We start from the raw sequence: 22,552 nt of genomic DNA on the forward strand, positions 1-22,552 counted from the left end.
CATGAGTGACGAGTGGAAAGCGCCCGAAAAGGCCGAAAGCGGTGATGATAAAAGCTGGAAGTTGTTGGAGAAGACCCTGCTGGCCAGTGTTCAGGAACAGCGCCGTGCACGGCGTTGGGGGATTTTCTTCAAGCTGCTGACGTTTATCTGGCTTATCGCCATGCTGGCGTTGTTCAGCCCGCTGATGGACATGGAAAAAAGCGCCACCCGTGGCAACAACTACACCGCCTTAATCGACGTGAACGGGGTGATTGCCGATAAGGAGTCCGCCAGCGCCGATAATATCGTCGGCGGCCTGCGTGCAGCCTTCGAAGATCCCAAGGTCAAGGGCGTGATCCTGCGCATCAACAGCCCAGGCGGTAGCCCTGTGCAGTCTGGCTATGTGTATGACGAGATTCGCCGCCTGCGCGGGCTGCACCCGGACATCAAACTGTACGCGGTGATTTCCGATCTGGGCGCCTCGGGTGCCTATTACATCGCCAGCGCCGCTGACCAGATCTATGCCGACAAGGCCAGCCTCGTCGGTTCCATTGGTGTGACAGCGGCCGGTTACGGCTTTGTCGGCACCATGGAGAAGTTGGGGGTGGAGCGTCGCACCTACACCTCGGGTGAGCACAAGTCTTTCCTGGATCCGTTCCAGCCACAAAAGGCCGATGAAACCCAGTTCTGGCAGGGCGTGCTCGACACCACCCATCGTCAGTTCATTGCCAGCGTGAAGCAGGGGCGCGGCGATCGTCTGAAAGACAAAGACCATCCGGAGCTGTTCTCCGGCCTGGTGTGGTCCGGTGAGCAAGCGTTGCCATTGGGTTTGATCGATGGCTTGGGCAGTGCCAGTTCGGTGGCGCGCGATGTGATTGGCGAGAAGGAGCTGGTGGACTTCACTGTTCAGGAATCGCCGTTTGATCGCTTCTCCAAGAAACTCGGCGCCAGTGTGGCGCAGAAGCTGGCCTACTACATGGGCTTCCAGGGCCCGACGCTGCGCTGAAATATCAGCTTCGTCGTAGTTCAAAATGTGGGAGCGGGCTTGCCCGCGATAGCGCCGGGTCAGTCGACATTGAAAGTGACTGGCCCACCGCTATCGCAGGCAAGCCAGCTCCCACAGTGGTTTTGGGGTGGGCCTAGGGGATTTGCACGCCTTCAGCCAGGAGCATGTCCACCAGTCGAATCAGCGGCAGGCCGATCAGGCTGGTCGCATCCGGCCCTTCGGTACTCTGAAACAGGCTCACACCCAGCCCTTCGGCCTTGAAGCTGCCTGCGCAGTCATAAGGCTGTTCCACACGCAAATAACGCTCGATGCGTTCTACATCCAGTTCGCGCATCTGCACGGTAAACGGCACGCAATCTACCTGGCAGTGGCCCGTCTCACTGTTGAGCAGCGCCAGGCCAGTTAAAAAACTCACGCGTTTGCCGCTGGCTGCCAGCAATTGCTCGCGGGCGTTTTCAAAGGTATGAGGTTTGCCGATAATGCGGCCATCGAGCGCGGCCACCTGATCCGAGCCGATAATCAGATGCCCTGGATGACTGGCGGCGAGGGCGCGGGCTTTCTCTTGCGCCAGGCGCTTGACCAGCTCAATGGCCGATTCATTTGCGCGATGGCTTTCGTCGATATCCGGCGAGCTGCAGATGAACGGTAGGTGCAGGCGGGCCAGCAATTCCCGGCGATAAACCGAGCTGGAAGCGAGTAATAAAGGCAGCATGGGTGTCTCCTCGAGGCAGCCGCCGATTCTAGCGGGGCGACCAGCTGACGCACAGGGCTGAATTTCCTTTGACATGGCTGGGTGCATCCCTATAATGCTGCGCCTATGTTGAATGACCCGATTCCACCTCACGTTGACCCGCGCAAATTGGCTGATCGTGGCACCACCCTTCAAGGTGAAGTGCTGCTGGCCGATTTGGAGAGACTCTGCGACCCGCTTTCCGACACTGTCGGTACGGTGCAGGCTAAATTCGTTTTTGAACGAGATGAACGTAAGTCTGTGGTAATCCACAGCTTTATCGACACCGAAGTCAAAATGGTTTGCCAGCGTTGTCTTGAGCTGGTCACCCTGCCGATCCACAGCGAATGCAGTTATGCTGTGGTGAAAGAGGGTGCGAATACCCAGTCGTTGCCGAAAGGTTATGACGTGCTGGAACTGGGCGAAGATCCTTTGGATCTGCATGCACTGATCGAGGAGGAGCTTTTGCTCGCCTTGCCCATTGTGCCTGCTCATCATCCGGAAGAATGCCAGCAGCCGGAGGGCCTTGATGACGAGGCCGAGCCGAGCGAGGACGAGGTAACGCGGTCCAACCCGTTCAGTGTATTGGCGCAGTTAAAGCGTGACCCAAACGTTTAGGAGTTAATCAATTATGGCTGTTCAGCAGAACAAAAAATCCCGCTCTGCCCGTGACATGCGTCGTTCGCACGATGCCCTGACGGCAAGCACTCTGTCCGTAGAAAAAACCACCGGTGAAGTTCACCTGCGTCACCACGTATCGCCAGAAGGCGTATACCGTGGCCGTAAAGTGATCGACAAGGGCGCTGACGAGTAATCACTTGTCTGCTCAAGTCATCGCGATTGACGCAATGGGCGGGGACTTCGGTCCCCGCAGCATTGTTCAGGCCTGCGTTGCCAGCCTGTCCGCTACGCCCTCGCTGCACCTGACCCTCGTCGGTCAACATTCCCTACTTGAAGAACTGATTGCCAGCCATCCGGCGGTGGATCGCGCGCGCCTGACAGTTACTGCGGCCAGCGAAACCATCAGCATGGATGAAAAGCCCGCGGCTGCCTTGCGTGGCAAGCCCGACTCTTCAATGCGGGTGGCCCTTGAGTTGTTGCGTGATGGCAAGGTGCAAGCCTGTGTCAGTGCCGGCAATACGGGGGCGTTGATGGCGTTGTCGCGGCATGTGCTCAAGACGTTGCCGGGGATTGATCGGCCAGCGATGGTGGCGGCGATTCCGACGCAGAAAGGCTATTGCCAGCTGCTGGACCTGGGTGCAAACGTCGATTGCAGTGCCGAGCACCTGCTCCAGTTCGCGGTGATGGGCTCGGTGGCCGCTGAGGCGTTGGGTGTGGTCCGGCCACGTGTGGCGTTACTCAATATCGGCACCGAGGACATCAAGGGCAATCAGCAGGTCAAGCTGGCTGCGACTTTGTTGCAGGGCGCACGGGGCTTGAACTACATCGGTTTTGTCGAAGGTGACGGCTTGTACCGAGGCGAGGCGGATGTGGTGGTGTGCGACGGTTTTGTCGGCAATATCCTGCTTAAGTCCAGCGAAGGCCTGGCGACCATGATTGCCACGCGTATCGAGGCCTTGTTCAAGCAGAACCTGGCCTCACGCATGGTCGGCGCGCTGGCGTTACCGTTGATGCGCCGCCTGCAGGCCGACCTGGCACCGGCACGGCATAATGGCGCGAGTTTTCTGGGGCTGCAGGGCATTGTGGTAAAAAGCCACGGCTCTGCAGGTGTGCAGGGCTTTCAAAGTGCGATTGCGCGGGCATTGATCGAGATCCAGGAAAACCTGCCGCAACGCTTGCACGGGCGTCTTGAGGATCTGTTGCCTTAGGCGAATCGGCCCGGGAGTGCTTAAATGTGACCGGCCAGTTCAATTGACCATCCAATCTGTCAGTTTCGTTCGCGCCCACCGTCGGTGCGAGCATTTTTGACGACCAGATCATTAGGGGCTTGTTACATGTCTACATCCCTCGCATTCGTCTTTCCAGGGCAGGGTTCGCAGTCCCTCGGTATGTTGGCCGAGCTGGGCGCGCAACATCCACTGATCCTGGAAACTTTCAAGGAAGCTTCCGATGCCCTGGGTTACGACCTGTGGGCACTGACCCAGCAAGGGCCGGAAGAGCAACTCAATCAAACCGATAAAACCCAGCCGGCGATCCTGACCGCCTCGATCGCCCTGTGGCGCTTGTGGCTGGCCGAAGGCGGCGCGCGCCCGGCCTACGTGGCCGGTCACAGCCTGGGCGAGTACAGCGCCTTGGTGGCCGCCGGCAGCCTGACCCTCTCTGAAGCGGTCAAGCTGGTCGAGCGTCGTGGTCAGCTGATGCAAGAAGCTGTTCCGGCCGGGCAGGGCGGCATGGCCGCTATCCTCGGCCTGGACGATGCTGTGGTGATCGAAGCCTGTGCCGAAGCGGCCCAGGGCGAAGTGGTCAGCGCGGTGAACTTCAACTCCCCTGGCCAGGTGGTCATCGCTGGCGCCAAGGCCGCTGTCGAGCGCGCCATTGAAGGCTGCAAGGCCCGTGGTGCCAAGCGCGCCTTGCCGTTGCCGGTGAGCGTGCCGTCCCACTGCGAGCTGATGCGCCCGGCTGCCGAGCGTTTTGCCGAGTCCATCGCCGCCATCAATTGGCAAGCGCCGCAGATCCCGCTGGTGCAGAACGTCAGTGCGGCCGTTGCCGCCGACCTCGACACCCTCAAGCGCGACCTGCTGGAGCAGCTTTACAAGCCGGTACGCTGGGTTGAGTCGGTACAGACCCTGGCTGCCAATGGTGCCACTGAGTTGGTCGAGTGCGGCCCGGGCAAAGTCCTGGCCGGCCTGAACAAGCGCTGCGCCGATGGCGTGTCGACTGCCAACCTCAATACCCCGGATGCCTTCGCTGCCGCGCGCGCGGCACTGGCCTGAAACCCTTTAGGAGAAGCCTGCATGAGTCTGCAAGGTAAAGTTGCACTGGTTACTGGCGCAAGCCGTGGCATTGGCCAGGCGATCGCCCTGGAACTGGGCCGTCAAGGCGCCGTTGTGATCGGCACCGCCACTTCCGCTTCGGGCGCTGAGCGTATTGCTGCGACCTTGAAGGAAAACGGCGTGCAGGGCACCGGTCTTGAGCTGAATGTGACCAGCGACGAGTCTGTTGCTGCTGTGCTGGCTGAAATCACTGCACAGTTCGGCGCACCGGCTATTCTGGTGAACAACGCCGGTATTACCCGTGACAACCTGATGATGCGCATGAAAGACGACGAGTGGTACGACGTGGTCGATACCAACTTGAACAGTCTGTTTCGCCTGTCCAAGGGCGTTTTGCGCGGCATGACCAAGGCGCGTTGGGGCCGAATTATCAATATTGGCTCCGTAGTGGGTGCCATGGGCAACGCAGGCCAAGTAAACTATGCCGCGGCCAAGGCCGGTCTGGAAGGTTTCAGCCGTGCATTGGCCCGTGAAGTCGGTTCGCGTTCGATTACGGTCAACTCGGTGGCCCCAGGGTTCATCGACACCGATATGACCCGCGAACTGCCGGAAGCACAGCGTGAAGCGTTGCTGACCCAGATTCCGCTGGGCCGTCTGGGCCAGGCTCAAGAGATCGCAAATGTGGTCACTTTCCTGGCATCCGACGGTGCGGCATACGTGACTGGGGCTACAATCCCGGTGAACGGCGGGATGTACATGAGTTAAATTGTGACGGATCGCTTCAAAAAAATGTCATACGAGCTGTCTAAAATCCGTTATAAAGCTGCAACTTAATTTATAGGCAGGTGGTCGGTCGGGTACGAGGGTGAAGCTTTCAGTTGAAAAGCTGAAAAGGCTTTCTATACACTTACCCACTGGCCAGCTGCCTGAATTTGTCCATTAGGAGTTAAACAAGGTATGAGCACCATCGAAGAGCGCGTCAAGAAAATCGTTGCCGAGCAACTGGGCGTTAAAGAAGAAGAAGTGACCAACTCCGCTTCCTTCGTTGAAGACCTGGGTGCCGATTCCCTTGACACCGTTGAGCTGGTGATGGCTCTGGAAGAGGAATTCGAGACCGAAATCCCGGACGAAGAAGCTGAAAAAATCACTACTGTTCAAGCTGCTATCGACTACGTTACTGCCCACCAGGCGTAATAGTTTGTAGTCGTCGCTTGCTGTCAGGGAAAAACCGCACTGCTGTAACGGCGTGCGGTTTTTTCTTTAAGCGGTGATGAAAAGTAAGCTGCGAAGCAAAGTGTCGTCATTAGAAAAAGGAGAGTGCTGTGTCGCGTAGACGCGTCGTAGTCACCGGTATGGGTATGTTGTCGCCACTGGGTACGGATGTGCCGAGCAGTTGGCAGGGCATTCTGGCTGGCCACAGTGGTATCGGTCTGATCGAACACACGGACCTTTCAGCCTATTCCACCCGTTTTGGCGGCTCGGTAAAGGGCTTCAATGTCGAGGAATATCTCTCGATCAAAGAATCCCGCAAGCTCGACCTGTTCATTCAATACGGCCTGGCAGCCGGTTTTCAGGCGGTGCGTAATGCCGGCCTGGAAGTCACCGACGCCAACCGTGAGCGCATCGGCGTGGCCATGGGTTCGGGTATTGGCGGTTTGACCAATATCGAAGAAACCAGCCGCACGCTGCACGATTCCGGCCCCCGTCGAATTTCGCCGTTCTTCGTGCCGGGCTCGATCATCAATATGATTTCCGGTTTCCTGTCGATCCATCTGGGCGCACAGGGCCCCAACTACGCCATTGCCACGGCGTGCACCACCGGCACGCATTGCATCGGCATGGCGGCGCGTAACATCGCCTATGACGAAGCCGACGTGATGATCGCCGGTGGCGCCGAAATGGCTGCCTGCGGCCTCGGCATGGGCGGCTTCGGCGCGTCCCGTGCGCTGTCGACGCGCAATGACGAGCCGACCCGTGCCAGCCGTCCGTGGGACAAGGGCCGTGATGGCTTTGTACTGGCTGACGGCGCGGGTGCCCTGGTGCTGGAAGAGTTGGAGCACGCCAAGGCGCGCGGTGCCACTATCTACGCCGAGCTTATCGGCTTCGGTATGAGCGGTGACGCGTACCACATGACCTCGCCGCCGTCCGACGGTGCCGGTGCTGCACGTTGCATCACCAACGCGTTGCGCGATGCGAAGGTCAACCCCGACCAGGTGCAGTACATCAATGCCCACGGCACTTCGACCCCGACGGGCGACCTGGCGGAAGCCGAAGCCATCAAGTCGGTGTTCGGTGAGCACGCCTACAAGCTGGCGGTCAGCTCCACCAAGTCCATGACCGGCCACCTGTTGGGTGCGGCGGGCGCGGTCGAGGCGATCTTCAGCGTCATGGCCATCAAGGATCAGGTCGCTCCGCCGACCATCAACCTTGATGAGCCGGACGAAGGCTGCGACCTCAACTTCGTGCCTCACGAAGCGCAGCCGATGCCGATCGACGTGGTGATCTCCAACTCGTTCGGTTTCGGTGGCACCAACGGTTCACTGGTGTTCCGCCGGTTCGCCGAGTGATGCACAGCTGGGTCGACGGTCAGCCAGCGGACAACGTGCCCCTGAAAGACCGTGGCCTGGCGTATGGCGATGGCCTGTTCGAGACCATCGCCGTCAAGGCCGGGCAGCCGGTGCTGCTCGACCGCCACCTGCAACGCCTGGAGGCGGGTTGCAGGCGCCTGGCCCTGGTTGCGGACCACACGCTGATCCGCAGCGAAGTGCTGGCCTATGCCGCAGCCTTGGGCAATGGTGTACTCAAATTGATCCTCACCCGTGGCAACAGCCTGCGCGGGTATGGCATCACTCCTGGCGCTCCGGTGCGCCGTATCTTGCAGGGCAATCCGCCCGCGGGTTATCCCCTGGCCCATGCAACCGATGGCATCCGCCTGTTTGCGTGCGCCACTCGCTTGGCCGAGCAGCCGTTGCTGGCCGGTCTCAAGCACCTTAATCGTCTTGAACAGGTGATCGCCCGCGCCGAATGGCAGGACGCCGAACATGCCGAGGGTTTGATGCTGGATATGTCCGGCCGCGTCATCGAAGGGGTGTTCAGCAATCTGTTTATGGTGCGCAATGGCTTGTTACTAACCGCTGATCTGAATCGTTGCGGGGTTGCCGGTGTCATGCGCGCGGAGATTCTGGCGCAGGCGCAAACCCTGGGCATCCCGGTGGCCGTGGCCGACATCAGCATGGACCAGTTGCAACAGGCCGACGAAGTTTTCGTGTGCAACAGCGTTTATGGCATTTGGCCCGTACGTGGTTGCGCCGGGATGAGCTGGTCGGTTGGGCCGCTCACCCGTAAACTGCAGGGCATTGTTCGCGCGCTATTGGAAATTTGAGTTGATACGAAAACTGGTTTTACTGCTGCAGATCAGCCTGGTCTCGGCAGGCTTGCTGCTGGGCTTCTCGGCCTGGAAGCTCGACTCTGCGCTGAAGCAGCCCCTGAATCTGACCCAGGAACAATTGCTGGATGTACCCGCCGGGGCAACCCCGACGGGCACCTTCAATCGCCTTGAAACCGAAGGTGTGCTGGATGACGCCTTCTGGTTGCGCCTGTACTGGCGCTTCAACCTCGAAGGCCAGCCGCTGCACAGCGGCGAATACCGCATGACCCCAGGCCTGACGGCCGAAGGCCTGATCGGCTTGTGGCAGCGTGGTGAAGTGGTGCAATACAGCCTGACATTGGTGGAAGGCTGGAACTTCCGCCAGGTGCGTTCAGCGCTGGCCAAACACGAAAAGATCGTGCAGACCCTGTCGGGGCTGAGCGACAACGAAGTGATGGACAAGCTCGGCCACCCTGGCGTGTTTCCCGAAGGGCGATTCTTTCCTGACACCTACCGCTTCGTGCGCGGCATGACCGATGTCGAATTCCTGAAAAAAGCCTACAACCGCCTGGATGATGTACTGGCCCAGGAATGGAGCCAACGCGCCGCCGATGCACCGTATACCGACCCTTACCAGGCGCTGATCATGGCCTCCCTGGTAGAAAAGGAAACCGGTGTGCCGCAAGAGCGCGGCCAGATCGCCGGGGTGTTCGTGCGCCGCCTGAAAATCGGCATGCTGCTGCAGACCGACCCTACGGTGATCTACGGCCTGGGCGAGCGCTACACCGGTAAGCTGACCCGCGCGCACCTCAAGGAAGCCAACCCCTATAACACCTATATGATTGCCGGCCTGCCGCCGACGCCGATCGCCATGGTCGGCCGCGAGGCGATCCATGCCGCCTTGAACCCGGTGGCCGGCAGCAGCCTGTACTTCGTCGCCCGGGGCGATGGCAGCCATATTTTCTCCGATGACCTGGATGCGCATAATGCCGCCGTGCGTGAGTTCCAGCTCAAGCGCCGCGCCGATTACCGGTCCAGCCCGGCACCGGCGGTAAAACCGCCGGAAGACGCGACACCACCGGCCGATGCCGCGCCGGTTGAAAAAAACGCCGAGCCAGCGCCGGACGCCGCTGCGCCGCAAAGCCCGCAATGACTCTGACTAAGGACTGCCTGTGACTGGCTTGTTTATTACCCTGGAAGGCCCGGAAGGCGCCGGCAAAAGCACCAACCGCGATTACCTGGCCGAGCGTTTGCGCGCTGAAGGCATCGAGGTGCTGTTGACCCGTGAGCCAGGCGGTACGCCGCTGGCCGAGCGCATTCGTGAAGTGTTGCTGGCAACGGGTGAAGAACAGATGAACCCGGACACTGAGCTGCTGTTGGTGTTTGCCGCCCGCGCCCAGCATTTGGCCGAAGTGATTCGCCCGGCCCTGGCACGGGGCGCGGTGGTGATTTGCGACCGTTTTACCGACTCCACTTATGCTTACCAGGGCGGCGGGCGCGGCTTGTCCCTTGAGCGCATCGCCAGTCTGGAGGCTTTCGTCCAAGGCGACTTGCGCCCCGACCTGACCCTGCTGTTCGACCTGCCGATCGAAGTCGGCATGGCTCGCGCCAGTGCCCGTGGGCGCTTGGATCGGTTCGAGCTGGAAGGTTCGACATTCTTCAATGCGGTCCGTAGCGCGTTCCTGCAGCGCGCCAAGGCTGAGCCTGCGCGTTACTCCTTACTGGACGCAGCCCAGCCACTGGCGCAGGTACAGCAGGCCATCGATGCTCTGCTGCCCGAACTTCTGGAGCGCGCCCGTGGCTGAAGCCTACCCGTGGCAGGACAGCCTCTGGCAGCAATTGGCCGGGCGCGCCCAGCATGCCCATGCCTATTTGCTGCACGGCCCCATCGGTATTGGCAAGCGCGCCCTGGCCGAGCGCCTGATGGCCAGCCTGCTGTGCAAGCAACCGATCAACCTGGAAGCCTGCGGCGAGTGCAAATCCTGTCTGTTGCTCAAGGCCGGTAGCCACCCCGACAACTACCTGCTCGAACCTGAAGAGGCCGATAAGGCGATCAAGGTCGACCAGGTGCGTGACCTTGTCAGCTTTGTGGTGCAGACCGCACAAATGGGCGGGCGCAAAGTAGTACTGATCGAGCCGGTGGAGGCGATGAACATCAACGCCGCCAATGCCTTGCTCAAGAGCCTGGAAGAGCCGTCGGGCGACACTGTGCTGCTGCTGGTGAGCCACCAGTCCAGCCGCTTGTTGCCAACCATCCGCAGCCGTTGCGTGCAGCAGGCCTGCCCGCTGCCGAGCGAGGCCATGAGCCTGCAATGGCTGGCGCAGGCGCTGCCGGAATGTTCTGCCGACGAGCGTGTCGAGTTGCTGACCCTGGCTGCCGGTTCACCCTTGGCGGCGGTTAAGCTGCAGGCCCAAGGCGTGCGTGAGCAACGCGCACTGGTGGTGGATGGCGTCAAGAAGCTGCTCAAGCAGGAACAGTCCGCCACGCAGCTGGCCGAAGGCGCCTGGAAAGATGTCCCGTTGCTGCTGCTGTTCGACTGGTTCTGTGACTGGTCGAGCCTGATCCTGCGCTACCAGTTAACCCAGGACGAAAATGGCCTCGGCCTGCCGGACATGCGCAAAGTGGTGCAGTACCTGGCGCAAAAAAGCGCCCAGGACAAGGTGCTGAACATCCAGGACTGGATTTTGGCCCAGCGCCAGAAAGTCCTCGGCAAGGCCAACCTCAACCGCGTGCTGTTGCTCGAAGCACTGCTGGTGCAATGGGTTGGCTTGCTCGGCCGGCGTTAATTTCCGTGGCCGACGGGTGTATCGTTGGTCAGACACTTTCCATGAATTAAGTCGTACTTTCCTATGCTCGTAGATTCCCACTGCCACCTTGATCGCCTCGACCTCGCCCAACACGGCGGCTCCCTCGACGCCGCCCTGGAAGCGGCACGCCAGCGTGGGGTAGGGCACTTCCTGTGCATCGGCGTGAGCGCGGAGAATGCCGCCGACGTCAAAGCCTTGGCTGATCGATATGCCGATGTCGATTGTTCGGTCGGTATCCACCCGCTGGACCTCAAGCCGGGTGAAGCGCCGGCCCTGGATTGGCTCTTGAACGAGCTCAACCACCCACGCGTGGTGGCGATTGGCGAAACCGGCCTGGATTACCACTACGAGCCTGAAGCCGCCGAGCTGCAGCAAGCCTCCTTCCGCCTGCACCTGCAAGCGGCCCGGCAGACTGGCAAACCCGTGATCGTCCACACCCGAGGCGCTCGCGCTGACACCCTCACGCTGTTGCGCGAAGCTGCCTTGCCCCAGGCTGGCGTGCTGCATTGCTTTACCGAAGACTGGGACATGGCCAAGGCCGCGCTGGACCTGGGTTTCTATATCTCCCTGTCGGGCATCGTCACCTTCCGCAACGCCGACGCCTTGCGTGACGTGGCGCGTCAGGTGCCGGCCGACCGCCTGCTGGTGGAAACGGATTCGCCTTATCTTGCGCCGATTCCCCATCGCGGCAAGCCAAACCTGCCGGAATACGTGCGTGATGTAGCCGATTACCTGGCGATGCTGCGCGGCGAATCCGTTGAGCGCTTTGCCGAGCAGACCACCGAGAACTTCAAGCGTCTGTTTCCGCTGGCGCACGTGGCCGGTTGAGGCGACCAAATCGCAGGCAAAAAAAACCCGGGTTCTGGGGGGTGAATCCGGGCTAAGACCATTAGGAGTAAAACAAGGGCACACAGTCCGTCGGTACCCAGGTCGACGCGTCACTTGGGGGAGATGTCACGCCGACAGTTCAAGTATTGATCAGTATCCGATTCAGTCCAGTCGCGATTGGTCGTTTTTTAAACAGATTTGGAATACGCGCGCTTCGCTTGAGTTCTCATTGAACGGATGCACGGCTGCAGTTGTTGCGTATTATTTCTGACTGATACCCGGCCATTCGTTGGCGCGCTGAAACTAAAGTGCGCGGTGGGTTCACATAGGCGTTGCCCAACGACCGTTCAGTCGGGATAATCCCTCGCATCGGGTAAATCGTATCGCCACGTATCCGTGGCCCTGCGTAACCCTCCCTAATTCCGACCTCTGCAGACCTCTTCCTCATGCACAAAGAACCCCGTAAGGTCCGTGAGTTTCGCCGCCGTGAGCAGGAAATTCTCGACACCGCGCTCAAGTTGTTCCTCGAACAAGGTGAAGACAGCGTCACCGTCGAGATGATTGCGGATGCCGTGGGTATCGGCAAAGGCACGATCTACAAACACTTCAAATCCAAGGCCGAGATCTACCTGCGGCTGATGCTCGACTACGAGCGCGATTTGAACGAGCTGTTGCATTCGGCTGATGTGGACAAGGACAAGGAGGCGCTGTCACGCGCCTATTTCGAGTTCCGCATGCGTGACCCGCAGCGCTACCGCCTGTTTGACCGCCTGGAAGAAAAGGTGGTCAAGGGGCATCAGGTGCCGGAAATGGTCGAGGAGCTGCACAAGATCCGCGCCTCGAACTTCGAGCGCCTCACCCTGCTGATCAAGGGCCGCATCAGCGAAGGCAAGCTGGAAGACGTACCGCCGTATTTCCACTACTGCGCCGCCTGGGCATTGGTACATGGCGCCGTTGCGCTGTACCACTCGCCGTTCTGGAGCAATGTGCTGGAAGATCAGGAAGGTTTCTTCCAGTTCCTGATGGACATCGGCGTACGCATGGGCAACAAGCGCAAGCACAGCAATGAGCTGCCGAGCGCTGAGCCCAAGAGCGGCGACGCTCCCGCTGTTTAAGCTATTCCCGACAGTGATGGCGCAATGATTTGCTGCCGCTTGCAGTACCCCAGGAATATACTCAGGCAAGGACGCTTGCTAAAAGCTGATTTTTCAGTCAGCTTTTAGCGCGCCTGAACCATCCTCTGCCGGAGTGTTCCATGATCGTTGATCGTCAAGGCAGGCGATTTCGCAATTTGCGGATCAGCCTGACCTCAGCCTGCAATTACGCGTGTACCTACTGCGTGCCAAACGGCAAGCGGCTGGTGGCTGCCCAGGACGAACTCTCGGCCGAGGCCATGGCGCGTGGCGTTGCCTATCTGATCGAAGCTGCCGGCATTGAGCGTTTGCGCATCACCGGCGGTGAACCGCTGGTCAGCCCCAAGCTGGAAGCCTTCATGGGCGCCGTGGGCGGCATGGGCCTCAGTGATATCAGCCTGACCACTAACGGCCAACTGCTGGCGCGCAAGTTGCCACTGCTGGTCGACGCCGGTATTCGGCGCATCAACGTGTCCCTCGATACCCTGGATGCTGACGCTTTCCGCAGCATCGCCCGTGGCGGCGACCTGGCCACCGTGCTCGATGGCATGGACCAGGCCCGCGCCGCCGGCATCAAGATCAAAGTCAATATGGTGCCGTTGCGCGGGCAGAACCTCGACCAGGTGATGCCGCTGCTCGATTACTGCCTGGAACGTGGCTACGAGCTGCGCTTTATCGAACTGATGCGCATGGGCCACCTGGCCAAGGATTCCAATGCGTTCCTGCAGCAGTTCGTCAGCTTGCAGCAACTGCTCAGCCTGATCGGCGAACATCACGAATACCTGCAAGCCAACGCGCCGATTGATGCCACGGCGGTGCGCTATGAAGTGCCGGGCAAGGGCTTCTTTGGCGTGATCGCAAATGAAAGCGTGCCGTTCTGCCGCACCTGCTCGCGCCTGCGCTTGTCGTCTACCGGTTGGTTGCATGGCTGTTTGTCGTCGAGTAACCGCCACTATGTGGGCGACCTGCTGGACCAACCGCGCCATCAGGCGCTGCCGGCATTGCAAGGGTTGCTGATGAAAGCGCTGGGTGACAAGCAGGAAGTGGCCTTCTCTGGCGGTGCCACGGTCATGAAGATCATCGGCGGCTAACACCGCACACAATCGAATGTAGGAGCAGGCTTTTTGTGGGAGCTGGCTTGCCTGCGATTGCATCACCTCGGTGTACTTGATGTACCTGGGTGTCTGCATCGCAGGCAAGCCAGCTCCCACATTTGGTTATGCATCGTTCTTGAATGGCGCGGATTCTGCATTAAGTGCCCATTCGCCGGTTTTCCGTCACCGGCTTCTGGAGGATTAGGATGCGTAGTCTGGTTTTGTTGCTGGCGTCAGTGGCGCTGAGTGGCTGCATGACCGTCAGCGATATGGCCGAAGGCACCCGCTATCAGATGAGCGACGCCGGGCTGCTGGACCACAGTGATACCCGCCGTACCGCCTCGGTGCGCATACAGCCGGACTCCTTTGTATTCATCGCCCAGGGCGCCTTTGTGCCGCCTGGCAGCGCCTACCCGCGTCCCAACGTGGTGGCCGAAGAAGCCTTCAACGGCTTTGTCGAATATTTCCCGATGGTGCGCCGCGCCCGTAAGCCGGAAGGCCTCGAACAAGCCATGGCCGAAGCCCGTGCGGCAGGCGCTCACTACCTGCTCTATTGCCGCTTTGCGGCAGCCGATGACCGTATTGGCAATGCCGATGAGTGGACCGACCAGCAAGCGTTGGACCGTGTCGGCCTGGACAGCGGCGTGATCCAGATCATGTTGATCGAGACCAGCACCCAGTATTTGATTGATACTGCACGCATTCGCAGTCGTGGCGGTTTACTGACGTTCCACGACAACAAGCCAGAAGACTTGATTGCCCGCCCGCTGGCCCAATACGCCCGTGGCCTGTTGGGGATGGGTGATCAATAAAAATCCAGAGGAGAACCCTATGACCGATTCCGCCAAGGCCAATGATCTATTGGCCCAACTGCCCAAGGGCAAGGGGCCGGCGCCGGTACACCTGTGGAACCCGGATTTCTGCGGCAACATCGACATGCGCATCGCCCGTGACGGCACTTGGTTTCACCAAGGCACGCCGATCGGGCGTAAGCCGATGGTCAAGTTGTTCTCCAACATCATTCGCCGCGATGGCGATGAGTATTTCCTGGTCACTCCCGTGGAAAAGGTCGGTATCAGCGTCGATGATGCGCCCTTTGTCGCGGTAACGCTGGAAGTCGAAGGGCAGGGCGAAAGCCAGGTGCTGCGCTTCACCACCAATGTCGACGAGGACATTGAAGCGGGCCTTGAACACCCCTTGCGCGTGGTAATCGACCCGATCACCCAAGAACCCGCGCCCTACCTGCGAGTGCGCACCAACCTTGAAGCTCTGGTGCATCGCAACGTGTTTTACCAGTTGGTCGAACTGGCGGTCAGCCGTCCGATCAACGGTCAGAACTGGCTTGGTGTCTGGAGCGGCGGGGAATTTTTCCGCATTGGCCTCGAACCCTGAGACTGGCTTTTTCATCACCCTGAAATAATTCGCTTGCTGTTGTCGGGCGCTTTCGGTTATCAATTTGTACATGATTAGACATGTCCGATTTGATAAGAAAAAACGCGTCGTCGACGAACTCATCCGCCGTATCGAAGGTGGAGTGATGGCCGACGGTTTCCTGTTGCCGGGCGAACATCAACTGGCCGAGGAGTTTGCGGTCAGCCGTGGCACCTTGCGCGAAGCCCTGGCTGAGCTCAAACGGCGCAACTACATCGCCACGCAAAGCGGCGTAGGCTCCATCGTCACCTTTGATGGCATGGTGCTCGACCAACGCAGTGGCTGGGCACAGGCGCTGGCTGATACCGGCGCACTGGTCACCACCGACATCCTGCGGCTGGAAGCCGTGACCCGACCGGACCTGCTCAGCCGTTTTGGCAGCGACCAATTTATTGCCCTCGACCGCCGTCGGCGCACCACCGATGGCACCGCCGTTTCTCTGGAGCGTTCGTTGATGCCTGCTACCGGTGGCCTGGAAAGCCTGCCCCGTGTCGGCCTGATCGACAACTCCCTCACCATCACCCTGGCCGCTTACGGCTACGTGGGCGCCGAAGGGGATCAGTGGATCGGTGCCGAGCCCTTGAGCGATGAAGACGCCGAGTTGCTCGGCCGCCCAGCCGGTACGGTGTTTCTCAAAGCCTCGCGCACTACCTACGACCGCCGCGAGCGTCTCATGGAGTATGTCGAAAGCTTGCTCGACCCTTTGCACTTTCGCCTGCACCTGCAGTTTGGAGCTTCGAAATGACCGCGCAAAATCGCGCCCTCGGTGCCTTCTACGGCCTGGCCCTGGGCGATGCATTGGGCATGCCCACCCAGTCATTGAGTCGCGAGCAGGTGCAACAGCGCTTCGGGGCGATCACCGCTCTGCAAGATGCTGGCGCCGATCAACCCATCGCGCCGAACATGCCGGCAGGCTCCATCACCGACGACACCGAGCAGGCGATCCTGGTCGGTGAGTTGCTGGTGCAAGGGCAGGGCAAGATCGAGCCCACGGTACTCGCCCAACGCCTGATCGAGTGGGAGGCGGCGATGCGTGCCAAAGGTTCCCAGGACTTGCTCGGGCCGTCGACCAAGCGCGCCATCGACATGATCCTCGCCGGCCACACCCCGGAAGAATCCGGGCGCTACGGCACCACCAATGGCGCCGCGATGCGCATCACGCCGGTCGGCATTGCCGCCGACGTCAGCGACCCGGCGCAGTTTATCCAGGCGGTGATCCAGGCCTGCCAGGTCACCCATAACACCAACCTGGGCATTTCCAGCGCGGCGGCGGTGGCGGCAGTGGTTTCGGCAGGTATCAACGGTGTGGATTTGGGTGAAGCCCTGAACATTGGCACCCAGCTCGCGCAGCAGGCCGAAGGCCATGGCCACTGGATCGCCGGTGGGCGGATTTCCACGCGCATCAGTTGGGCACGCACCTTGAGCGTCGGCAGCGGCGACAAAGCCCTGTTTGCCGACCTGCTTTACGAACTGATCGGCACCTCGGTCGCTTCTCAGGAATCGGTGGTGGTGTCGTTTGCCCTCGCCCAGCAAGTGGCGGTGGGCGACATGAATGCCGTCGAGGCGCTGTGCCTGGCGGCCAGCCTTGGCGGCGATACCGACACCATTGCCGCCATGTTGGGCGCGATGTTGGGCGCGTGTCTTGGGATGCAGTGCTGGCCTGAGGCGATGATTGAGCAGGTCAAGCAGGTCAATGGTTTGGATTTGCAACCACTGGTGCAGGGGCTGCTGCAATTGCGCTGATCACCACCGATCAAAAAATGTGGGAGCTGGCTTGCCTGCGATAACGGTGTGCCAGCCACTGATGCACTCACTGAAAGACCGCTATCGCAGGCAAGCCAGCCCCCACCTTAAATCGTGTTTGAGTCAGGACGACCGCTTTAAGCTTTGACTATCTGCCACAACCACAACAATACAGGCACCAGGAGCACCCCTCATGAGCAGCACTTCTTCCGGCCAAAGTGCCGGGCAATTGGAAACACGCGGAATCGAACCGGTCCCCGAAGGCGAGTGCAATGGCCATCCGCTGCAACTGTTCTGGGTGTGGTTCGCGGCTAATATCAGCATCCTCGGCTTGCCGCTCGGCGCGACCCTGGTGGCGTTTCGTGGCCTGGCGATCTGGCAGGCGATCATTGTGGCGATTCTCGGCGCCGCCGGCTCTTTCGCAGTGGTCGGCATCATCTCGATTGCCGGCCGTCGCGGCCGCGCGCCGAGCCTGACGCTGTCGCGCGCGATCTTCGGTGTGCGCGGCAATATCGGCCCCACGCTGGTCTCGCTGATGTCGCGCCTGGGTTGGGAAACCGTCAACACCACCACGGCCGCCTTTGTGCTGCTGTCGTTGTGTTCGATCCTGTTCGGCTCGCCGGTCGAAGCCAAAAGTGCGCCAGTACTCACACTGATCTTCATCGCGATTTTCGTGCTGCTGACCCTGTCGGTATCCGGCCTCGGCCACGCCACCTTGCTGGTGATCCAGAAGTGGGCCACCTACGTGTTCGGCGCGTTGAATATCCTGGTGGGCGGCTTCCTCTGCGCCACCATCGACTGGAGCGCGGTGTTCAACGCCACCCCGGCGCCGCTGAGCGCCATGATCATTGGCGTCGGCACCATGGCCGCCGGTACCGGTATCGGCTGGGCCAACGCCGGTGCCGACATGTCGCGCTACCAGCACCGCAGCGTCAAGGCCGTGCGTCTGGTGGCGTCTGCCGCATTTGGTGCGGGCATTCCGCTGGTGCTGTTGATCACCCTCGGCGGCCTGCTGTCGGTGGGCAACAACGACCTGGCGTCGGCCACCGACCCGATCATCGCGATCCGCGACATGCTGCCGACCTGGATGGCCGTGCCGTACTTGATCACCGCGTTCGGCGGGCTGTTGCTCTCCAATAACCTCTCGGTGTACTCGGCCGGTCTCACCACCTTGACCTTGGGTCTTAAGGTCAAGCGCGTGCACGCGGTGATCGTCGATATCGTGGCGATCTTCGCCGGCTCTATTTACTTCATGCTGATCGCCGACAGTTTCTACGGCCCGTTCATCACCTTCATCTCGCTACTGGCCGTGCCCATCACTGCCTGGGTCGGGATCTTTGTGGTCGACCTGATTCACCGTCACTACTACAGCCCCAAAGACCTGCTGGACGTAAGCCCAAGCAGCGCCTACTGGTATCGCGGCGGCGTGGAATGGCGTGCATTCGGCGCCTGGGCTGTGGCGATTGTGCTGGGTTTCAGCTTCACCACCATCGGCACCACCGCCGAAAATATCTGGTTCGCCGGGCCTTTGTCCGACTCCTGGCTGGGCCACAATGGCCTGGGTTGGATCGTCACCTTCCTGGTGGCCGGTGGGATTTATGCAGTACTGGGCGGCGCAGCTGACCGTCGCCCGGCTTTGGTAGAGCGCGCTAATGTCTAGATTGCTGCACACCGGCCAGGTCATCGTCGACCTGGTCATGGCCCTCGACACACTGCCTGCAACCGGCGGCGATGTGCTGGCGCAATCGGCCAGTTTCGAAGCCGGCGGGGGCTTCAACGTGATGGCTGCCGCCCGGCGCAATGGTTTGCCGGTGGTTTACCTCGGCCGCCATGGCCACGGGCGCTTCGGCGACCTGGCGCGCGCCGCGATGCAGGCCGAAGGCGTGGAAATGGCCCAGCCGGCCAGCGAGGGCAAGGACACCGGTTTGTGTGTGTCGCTGACCGAGGCCAGTACCGAGCGCACGTTCATTTCGCATATCGGCGCTGAAGGGGATTTGAGCGCAGAGGACCTGGCGGGCGTGGTGCCGCGCGCGGACGACTATGTGTACGTCAGCGGCTACAGCCTGTTGCTCGAAGGCAAGGCCCAGGCATTGCTCGATTGGCTGCTGGTGCTGCCGGGTGAAATCACCGTGGTGTTCGACCCGGGGCCGTTGGTCAAGGCGCCGGACTCGGCCTTGATGGTTGCCTTGCTGCCGCGCATCGATATCTGGACCAGCAATGGCCCGGAAGCCCTGGCGTTTAGCGGCGCCAGTACGCTGGCCCAAGCGCTGCGCGAACTCAACCGTCACTTGCCGGCCGAAGCATTATTGGTGGTGCGTGATGGGCCGAATGGCTGCTGGGTGAGTCGCCAGGGCAAGGCCGAGCATGTGCCGGGTTTCAAGGTGCAGGCGGTGGACAGCAACGGCGCGGGCGATGCCCATGCTGGTGTGTTTCTGGCGGGGCTGGCCAAGGGCTTGCAACCCTCGCAAGCAGCGCGTCGCGCGAATGCGGCAGCCGCTTTGGCGGTAACGCGTTGGGGGCCGGCGACTTCACCCGGTACTGACGAAGTGGATGCGTTGTTGGCAAAATAGGCGCTTACCCGCACGGAATAAGCCCATGACCCAGAATATCTACGACACCCCGGCCTTCTTCGAGGGCTACAGCAAGATGGGCCGCTCGGTCGAAGGCCTGGCCGGTGCGCCGGAGTGGCCTGCCTTGCAGGCTTTGCTACCGCCGATGCGTGGCTTGCAGGTGGTGGACCTGGGCTGTGGCTATGGCTGGTTCAGCCGCTGGGCCGAGGAACAGGGCGCTGCGCAGGTGCTGGGGTTGGACGTGTCGCAGAAGATGCTGGCGCGGGCCACTGAAATGACTTCGGCGGCGACCATCACCTATGCAATCGCCGACCTGGAACAGCTCGACCTGCCGGCGGGCGCATTCGACCTGGCCTACAGCTCCCTGGCGTTCCATTACATCGTCGACCTCCAGGGGCTATTTGCGCGCATCCACCAGGCCCTGGTACCGGGCGGGCGCCTGGTGTTTTCCATCGAGCACCCGATCTTCATGGCGCCGCGTAATCCGGGGTGGCTGGTTGATGACCAGGGGCGCAAAAGTTGGCCGGTGGACGGCTATCAATTGGAAGGGCCACGGGTGACCCATTGGCTGGCCGATGGCGTGATCAAGCAGCACCGCACCTTGGGCACGTTGCTCAATCTGCTGATACAGGCGGGGTTTACGCTCAACCACATTGAAGAATGGGGGCCGAGCAAAGCGGACCTGATGGCGAGGCCCGAACTGGCAGAAGAACAAGAGCGTCCAATGATGCTGCTAGTGTCGGCTCAGTGCTGATGTGCGCTGTGCACTGCACATCAAAGTGTGGGAGCGGACTTGCCCGCGATGACGGTAGATCAGCCACAAAAAGAGTGACTGATGCGACGCCATCGCGGGCAAGCCCGCTCCCACATTTGATCTTCGTCTAGTTCAAACGATGCCTTCGCTTTCCAGCTTGCGCGCCTCGTCAACGCCCGAGGCGGTCAGCTTGATCGGCAGGTTCAACGAATATTCACCGGCGTCGTCGGTGGTCACATGCCCATCCTTGATAAACCCGCGGTCTTGCAGAAATGCCAGCACACTGGCCACCACCTTTTCGCCGCGGTAGTTATCCAGCACCTCCTTGCCCAGGCCGTTGGGGTGGGCGTGCAGCAGGCGGGTGAGGACTTCTTTTTCAAGGTTTCTATCGACGTTCATGCGTACCTCTTCACTGGGAAATGATCGGGTGTCGGTGCGGCTATCGATGCATCAAGGCGCAGGTTGTTTCGGGGCGCCCGGGATGTTGCTGTCATCGCCTTTGTTGATTTTGGGTTCTTCATTGACGCCAGGGCCCATTTTGCCGTTACCGACTGCAGCCGGTGCCTGACGTTGGGTATCGGCGCCTTTGGTGCGAGGGTCTGCGCCGTTATCGATAATCGCGCCACCGTTGGTTTCCATCCCTGTGCCCATCGAATCCTGAGACTCCTTGGTAGCAGGGTTGGTGGTGCCGGTGGATGAGGTGGCGGCAACGGCACTCAATGAGGCGGCGGACAGCAGGCCGGTGAGGGCGAGGGCAGCAAATTTGGAATTCTTCATGAGGGGTGTCTCCATATGATTAATGTCCTTACCCCTTATTGGTCCGCCCCAGTTTGCGGTTCGTGCCTTGATGGCGACGAACGGTGCTAATTCACCTGTAAGATTTTGTTAGCCGAACGCTGGCGCCAGATCAGTCGCGCCACCGTGATCAACCAGTTGAATAAGGCCACGGCCAACACACTCGCCAGCAGCGTCGGCAGCCCAGAGTCGACAATGATTTTGCCCGCCAGCAGCGGAAAGCCGAACACCCCGACAAAGTACGCCAGGCTGAACAGCAGCAAGGCTTGTGACGTCGTACCGGGCGGCGCCTCATTGGCCACCAGCCCATTGATCACCGAATACGTCAGGCCATAACCCACGCCCAGCGTGGCGGCTGCCAACAGGTAACTGAGGTTGCCACTCACGCCAAACGCAAACAGCGCGATCGAGCCGAGCATGATCCCGGACAGCGCGCACGCGGCCCGGTACGCATCGCGCTTGACCACGTAGCCCGCGATCAATAGCCGGCTGGTAATGGCGGCGCTCAGGAAGCCGCCGAAGAACAGCGAATAGTCCAACCCATGCGCGGCGGCATAGCTGGTCTGAAACGATGAAAGCCCACCAAACACACAGCCGCCCAGGCCGACCATCAGGATCGCAAACGCGGCTTTGGATGACAGCACGCGGCGGCTGGACGCCCAGGAAATCTTCGAGGTGGGCGCATTCGCGTGATGGTTAAGTTGTGCGCCCATTCGCCAGAACATCAGGACGCCGACCAGACTGGCCAGGCCGGCGATATAGAAGGCTGCTGTCAGCGGCAGGCCCAGCGCGTCGGCGGCACGGCCGAGCAAAGGGCCGGAGCCGATCCCGCTCAACATACTGCCCGACAGCAGCGCAAAATATTTGGCCCGCTGCGCCGATTGCACCAACAGCGTCACGATGATCGGCCCCAAGGTGTAGAACACGCCCCAGCCCAACCCAAGCGACAGACCGAACAGCATCAAGCCCTGGCCAAACCCGGGTGTCAGGGCAAACCCCAGGCACGCCACCACCAACAATACGCCCATGCCCGCAATGGCGCGCGCCGCACCGACCGCATCGGCCAAGTGCCCGCAGAACAGCACTGCCACGAACGTACTGAGCATCGCCATGGAGATCACGCTGCCGGCGTCGTGTTCATTGCCGCCGCGCGAGTGGATCAGCAGCGACAGCAAAAACGTCGAGCCATAGGACAGTGACAGCAAGAAGCTGGCGAGGCAGAAAAAGGCGAACAGTTTGGTATTCACGGCGGGTGTGGAAGGCATCGGGCGACCTTGCAGTTATCAGCATGCAGTTATTAGCGTTATGCCCGACTGTTTACCATGCCCGTGCATGGCGAATGTTGCGTGGTTGGTGGTACTTGCTTTACGCGTGGCCGGAGTAAACAAATTGCACTGCAATCAGTCATCAAAGCGCCTTA

At 60.6% G+C, this 22,552-nt stretch carries 26 protein-coding genes; 22 read left to right on the plus strand and 4 right to left on the minus strand.

Translation table 11 applies throughout. The features are described from left to right. The first annotated feature begins 1 nt into the window (after position 1). The gene (locus ACQY47_RS21795; RefSeq protein ID WP_017138369.1) at positions 2-985 is read left to right on the plus strand and encodes a S49 family peptidase; all 984 of its coding nucleotides are present in this window, start codon (positions 2-4) and stop codon (positions 983-985) included. 133 nt (positions 986-1,118) lie between these two features. On the opposite strand, the gene ACQY47_RS21800 is transcribed toward ACQY47_RS21795, so the two are convergent. Next, complete coding sequence (locus ACQY47_RS21800) at positions 1,119-1,697, minus strand: Maf family protein (protein ID WP_017138368.1); 579 nt, start codon at positions 1,695-1,697, stop codon at positions 1,119-1,121. Between the two features lie 105 nt (positions 1,698-1,802). Between ACQY47_RS21800 and ACQY47_RS21805 the strand changes: the two genes are divergently transcribed. From ACQY47_RS21805 to ACQY47_RS21905, 21 genes are all read left to right on the plus strand, one after another. Further along, entirely contained in the window at positions 1,803-2,333 is a 531-nt protein-coding gene (locus ACQY47_RS21805) for a YceD family protein (protein WP_005790551.1), read from the plus strand. Between the two features lie 13 nt (positions 2,334-2,346). Continuing rightward, entirely contained in the window at positions 2,347-2,529 is a 183-nt protein-coding gene (rpmF, locus tag ACQY47_RS21810) for a 50S ribosomal protein L32 (protein ID WP_004371305.1), read from the plus strand. Positions 2,530-2,533: 4 nt separating this feature from the next. Further along, entirely contained in the window at positions 2,534-3,544 is a 1,011-nt protein-coding gene (gene plsX / locus ACQY47_RS21815) for a phosphate acyltransferase PlsX (RefSeq protein WP_428551758.1), read from the plus strand. A gap of 126 nt (positions 3,545-3,670) precedes the next feature. Further along, positions 3,671-4,609, plus strand: a complete 939-nt coding sequence (fabD, locus tag ACQY47_RS21820; RefSeq protein ID WP_099548165.1) for an ACP S-malonyltransferase — start codon at positions 3,671-3,673, stop codon at positions 4,607-4,609. A 21-nt stretch (positions 4,610-4,630) separates the two neighbouring features. Then, positions 4,631-5,374, plus strand: a complete 744-nt coding sequence (gene fabG / locus ACQY47_RS21825; protein ID WP_015885432.1) for a 3-oxoacyl-ACP reductase FabG — start codon at positions 4,631-4,633, stop codon at positions 5,372-5,374. 192 nt (positions 5,375-5,566) lie between these two features. After that, positions 5,567-5,803 (plus strand): acyl carrier protein, encoded by a 237-nt coding sequence (gene acpP, locus ACQY47_RS21830; protein ID WP_016973676.1) that lies wholly within the window; start codon positions 5,567-5,569, stop codon positions 5,801-5,803. A 128-nt stretch (positions 5,804-5,931) separates the two neighbouring features. Beyond that, positions 5,932-7,176, plus strand: coding sequence for a beta-ketoacyl-ACP synthase II (fabF, locus tag ACQY47_RS21835; RefSeq protein ID WP_428551763.1), 1,245 nt, complete (start codon positions 5,932-5,934; stop codon positions 7,174-7,176). Further along, positions 7,176-7,991 (plus strand): aminodeoxychorismate lyase, encoded by an 816-nt coding sequence (gene pabC, locus ACQY47_RS21840; protein ID WP_428551766.1) that lies wholly within the window; start codon positions 7,176-7,178, stop codon positions 7,989-7,991. Before fabF ends, pabC begins: the two co-directional genes overlap by 1 nt. A 1-nt stretch (position 7,992) precedes the next feature. After that, on the plus strand, positions 7,993-9,129 hold the full coding sequence (mltG, locus tag ACQY47_RS21845) for an endolytic transglycosylase MltG (protein WP_428551769.1): 1,137 nt from the start codon (positions 7,993-7,995) through the stop codon (positions 9,127-9,129). Between the two features lie 19 nt (positions 9,130-9,148). Continuing rightward, positions 9,149-9,781 (plus strand): dTMP kinase, encoded by a 633-nt coding sequence (gene tmk, locus ACQY47_RS21850; RefSeq protein ID WP_017138363.1) that lies wholly within the window; start codon positions 9,149-9,151, stop codon positions 9,779-9,781. Next, positions 9,774-10,763 carry a DNA polymerase III subunit delta' gene (locus ACQY47_RS21855; protein WP_428551773.1) on the plus strand — a complete coding sequence of 330 codons (990 nt, stop codon included), beginning with the start codon at positions 9,774-9,776 and terminating at the stop codon, positions 10,761-10,763. Before tmk ends, ACQY47_RS21855 begins: the two co-directional genes overlap by 8 nt. 63 nt (positions 10,764-10,826) lie before the next feature. Further along, positions 10,827-11,612 (plus strand): TatD family hydrolase, encoded by a 786-nt coding sequence (locus ACQY47_RS21860; protein WP_138449119.1) that lies wholly within the window; start codon positions 10,827-10,829, stop codon positions 11,610-11,612. Between the two features lie 446 nt (positions 11,613-12,058). Continuing rightward, positions 12,059-12,727 carry a TetR/AcrR family transcriptional regulator gene (locus tag ACQY47_RS21865; protein WP_428551777.1) on the plus strand — a complete coding sequence of 223 codons (669 nt, stop codon included), beginning with the start codon at positions 12,059-12,061 and terminating at the stop codon, positions 12,725-12,727. A gap of 140 nt (positions 12,728-12,867) precedes the next feature. Beyond that, a complete protein-coding gene (locus tag ACQY47_RS21870) occupies positions 12,868-13,836 on the plus strand; it encodes a GTP 3',8-cyclase MoaA (RefSeq protein WP_017138359.1) in 969 nt (322 codons plus the stop codon). Between the two features lie 209 nt (positions 13,837-14,045). Continuing rightward, positions 14,046-14,651, plus strand: coding sequence for a DUF4823 domain-containing protein (locus ACQY47_RS21875; protein ID WP_017138358.1), 606 nt, complete (start codon positions 14,046-14,048; stop codon positions 14,649-14,651). A 19-nt stretch (positions 14,652-14,670) separates the two neighbouring features. After that, positions 14,671-15,231: a DUF1285 domain-containing protein gene (locus ACQY47_RS21880; RefSeq protein ID WP_428551782.1), complete on the plus strand. Its 561-nt coding sequence runs from the start codon at positions 14,671-14,673 to the stop codon at positions 15,229-15,231. A 70-nt stretch (positions 15,232-15,301) separates the two neighbouring features. Further along, the gene (locus tag ACQY47_RS21885; RefSeq protein ID WP_017138356.1) at positions 15,302-16,015 is read left to right on the plus strand and encodes a GntR family transcriptional regulator; all 714 of its coding nucleotides are present in this window, start codon (positions 15,302-15,304) and stop codon (positions 16,013-16,015) included. After that, positions 16,012-17,013: an ADP-ribosylglycohydrolase family protein gene (locus ACQY47_RS21890; protein WP_099548160.1), complete on the plus strand. Its 1,002-nt coding sequence runs from the start codon at positions 16,012-16,014 to the stop codon at positions 17,011-17,013. Before ACQY47_RS21885 ends, ACQY47_RS21890 begins: the two co-directional genes overlap by 4 nt. Positions 17,014-17,206: 193 nt before the next feature. Next, a complete protein-coding gene (locus tag ACQY47_RS21895) occupies positions 17,207-18,673 on the plus strand; it encodes a purine-cytosine permease family protein (protein WP_017138354.1) in 1,467 nt (488 codons plus the stop codon). Continuing rightward, entirely contained in the window at positions 18,666-19,583 is a 918-nt protein-coding gene (locus tag ACQY47_RS21900) for a PfkB family carbohydrate kinase (RefSeq protein WP_428551787.1), read from the plus strand. Before ACQY47_RS21895 ends, ACQY47_RS21900 begins: the two co-directional genes overlap by 8 nt. A 25-nt stretch (positions 19,584-19,608) precedes the next feature. Then, positions 19,609-20,337 carry a class I SAM-dependent methyltransferase gene (locus ACQY47_RS21905; protein ID WP_017138352.1) on the plus strand — a complete coding sequence of 243 codons (729 nt, stop codon included), beginning with the start codon at positions 19,609-19,611 and terminating at the stop codon, positions 20,335-20,337. A 132-nt stretch (positions 20,338-20,469) separates the two neighbouring features. Here the strand turns inward: ACQY47_RS21905 and ACQY47_RS21910 are convergent, their stop codons facing one another. The 3 genes from ACQY47_RS21910 to ACQY47_RS21920 form a co-directional block, all read right to left on the minus strand. After that, complete coding sequence (locus ACQY47_RS21910; protein WP_428551791.1) at positions 20,470-20,736, minus strand: hypothetical protein; 267 nt, start codon at positions 20,734-20,736, stop codon at positions 20,470-20,472. Positions 20,737-20,787: 51 nt separating this feature from the next. Then, positions 20,788-21,114 (minus strand): hypothetical protein, encoded by a 327-nt coding sequence (locus tag ACQY47_RS21915; protein WP_099486637.1) that lies wholly within the window; start codon positions 21,112-21,114, stop codon positions 20,788-20,790. A gap of 86 nt (positions 21,115-21,200) precedes the next feature. Then, a complete protein-coding gene (locus tag ACQY47_RS21920; protein WP_428551794.1) occupies positions 21,201-22,397 on the minus strand; it encodes an MFS transporter in 1,197 nt (398 codons plus the stop codon). Between the last annotated feature and the right edge of the window lie 155 nt (positions 22,398-22,552).

This window comes from Pseudomonas edaphica, from assembly GCF_965277385.1.
GTDB lineage: Bacteria > Pseudomonadota > Gammaproteobacteria > Pseudomonadales > Pseudomonadaceae > Aquipseudomonas > Aquipseudomonas edaphica.